Origin of the sequence: Occallatibacter sp., assembly GCF_035317045.1 — a bacterium.
Taxonomy (GTDB): Bacteria; Acidobacteriota; Terriglobia; order Terriglobales; family Acidobacteriaceae; genus Telmatobacter.
On the sequence record NZ_DATHHT010000014.1, the window covers coordinates 1 to 2,523 of the forward strand.

3 protein-coding genes are annotated in these 2,523 nt (G+C 58.4%); all 3 read left to right on the forward strand.

Annotated features, from left to right (window positions below; all coding sequences use genetic code 11):
- On the forward strand, positions 1-186 hold a 186-nt coding region (locus tag VK574_RS06515), incomplete at its 5' end, for a GMC oxidoreductase (protein ID WP_472799018.1).
- Between the two features lie 163 nt (positions 187-349).
- Positions 350-1,525 carry an IS4 family transposase gene (locus tag VK574_RS06520; RefSeq protein ID WP_472799019.1) on the forward strand — a complete coding sequence of 392 codons (1,176 nt, stop codon included), beginning with the start codon at positions 350-352 and terminating at the stop codon, positions 1,523-1,525.
- Positions 1,526-1,750: 225 nt separating this feature from the next.
- On the forward strand, positions 1,751-2,523 hold a 773-nt coding region (locus tag VK574_RS06525; RefSeq protein ID WP_472799020.1), incomplete at its 3' end, for an SH3 domain-containing protein.

A 2,523-nucleotide genomic window follows, 5' to 3' on the forward strand; every position in this document is an offset into this window, starting at 1 on the left:
CGCATGGGGAGTGACCCGAAACACTTTGTTACTAATCGCTTCGGACAGGCGCACGACGTTCCTAATTTGTACGTCTGCGATGCGAGCGTGTTCCCCAACTGCACAGACAAGACCACCACGATTTCGATCCTCGCATTTACGTTGCGCACGGCAGAGTATCTGATTGACAATCTGAAGAAGAGTTAGGAAGCGAAAGTGGTAATCAACCGCGACGCGAAGGCCTCCGCACCCGCAAAAAGACAGGCGAGGACGCCACACGTGTCCAAATTAGAATTTTAATTCAGGGCGGCACCTCTGTTAGGTTGAGTGCAGTTCCGCAAGAACGAGCAAACAACCAGGAGGCACCGCCTTGAATCGAGTATGCAGCATTTTCAGTCAGCTTTTGAAGCTGTTTCCAAGATCAGAATTCGAGGGCTTCGTCAAGGCGCATAAGGCCGAGCGGCACGCCCGCGGGTTCACCTGTTGGGGACAGTTCGTCGCGATGCTGTTTTGCCAGTTGGCGCGTGCGCATTCGTTACGAGAAATCTGTCAAGGGCTGGCGGCGTGCGAAGGCAAGCTGAAGCATCTGGGGCTATTGGATTCCCCCAAGAGAACCACGCTGGCCTATGCCAACGGGCATCGGCCCTGGGAAGTCTATCGAGACCAGTTTTACGCCTTGTTGCATCGCTGTGAACAGGAGGTGCGTCCGGGCCATAAATTCCGTTTCCGAAACAAGCTGGTGTCGCTGGACTCCACCACCATCGGGCTGTGCATTTCGATGTTCGACTGGGCACACTTTCAACGCGTCAAGGGTGCGGTGAAGGTCCATCTGATGCTAGATCACGACGGTTACCTGCCGAAGTTCGCCGTGATCACGACCGGCAAGAAACACGACATCACGGTGGCCCGGAGCTTGCAGTTTGAGCCCGGAACCATAGTGGTGATGGACAAAGGGTACGCCGATTACGCCTGGTGGCAGCAACTCACCACGCAAGGCGTCTACTTCGTGACCCGACTGCGGGAAGATGCCAAGTATCGCGTGGAAACCCAGCGCGCGATCCCCGCGTTGCACCAGCAACGGATTCTGGTCGACCAGGAGATTACCCTGTTGGGGTACGGACAACTGGGGGAGCAAGGACTGCGGCTGCGGCGGATCGAAGTGGGGGATGAAGAGCGGCAAGAGAAGTTCGTGTTCGTGACCAACCACCTGCGGTTGGCCGCCTCCACCATCGAGCGGATCTACCGGGAGCGCTGGCAGATCGAGACCTTTTTCAAAAGCCTGAAGCAACTGCTGAAAATCAAAACTTTTGTGGGCACCAGCGAGAAGGCGGTGCGGACACAGATTTGGACCGCATTGATTGCCATGCTCCTGCTGCGCTGGCTCAAACTGAAAGCGCGCTATGGCTGGTCCTTGTCCAATCTGTTGGCCCTATTGCGTCAGCAATTGTTTGTTTATCGCGATTTATACCAATGGCTGGACGATCCTTTCATCGGTCCACCCGTGGTGATCGAAATGGAAGCCCAGCTCGCCCTGGAGTTCGCCTGACGCCCGGCATTTGGACAGCATATGCAGACAGACAACCGACCCCTCCGACCTGCGCTTTTAAGGCAAATCTATCCAATAGAATCAATCTCCGCACCGGAGGTGTCCATCTAATTTGGACAGCTGTGGCGAGGACGCCTGTCTCACAATGCAGGATCAGTTTATGAGACGAGTGGGAGACACTAGACGCGCGGCTGATACACTATTACTCAGGCGGGTCTGCGGCTCATGCGGGAACACCTACCCGTTTGTCTCCTTCTTTTTATATTGGGCCTGGCGGCCTGCCAGAGCCACGATCGACGCGCTCCCTCGCTGGGAGAAGCCTACGCCGGGCCGGCCACGCTGCTGCTGCGCAAGGATATTCCGCTGCAAGCACCGGTGGTGGCTACCGCCAAACACGGCGACCGGCTCGAAATCGTCCAGCATCGCCGCCGCTTCATGAAGGTACGCACGCCCGGCGGCGCGGAAGGCTGGACCGAAGATCACCTTCTGCTCAGCTCCAAAGAAATCGCCGATTTGATCTCCGTCGAGCGGCGCGCCCGCACCCTGCCTTCTCAGGGCCTGGCGAGCACCTATGAACTGCTGAATGTGCATACCGAGCCGGATCGCTTCTCGCCCAGCTTTCTGCAAATCAAGGAAGGTGAAAAAGTGGATGTGGTAGCGCACACCCTCTCCCCGCGCACGCCGTCTCAACCTAAGTTGCTGTTTCCGGTCAAGCCCAAAACGCCTGCGGCCGCCCACAAGCGTGCCGAAGCGAAGTATCAGCCGCCGCCCCCGCCGCCGGCTCCGGCACTGCCCTCCAACTGGCGCGAACTCTCCCGGACACCTCCCGAAGTCTTGCAGTCGATCGCCGCCGATAAAGAGGCCAAGGCCCAGGCCGAACGGGCGCTGCCCGCCGACGACTGGAGCCTGGTGCGCAACGCCCGGGGCCAGAGCGGATGGGTGATTACGCGGCGACTCTACATGGCGATTCCAGACGACGTGGCGCAGTACGCCGAGGG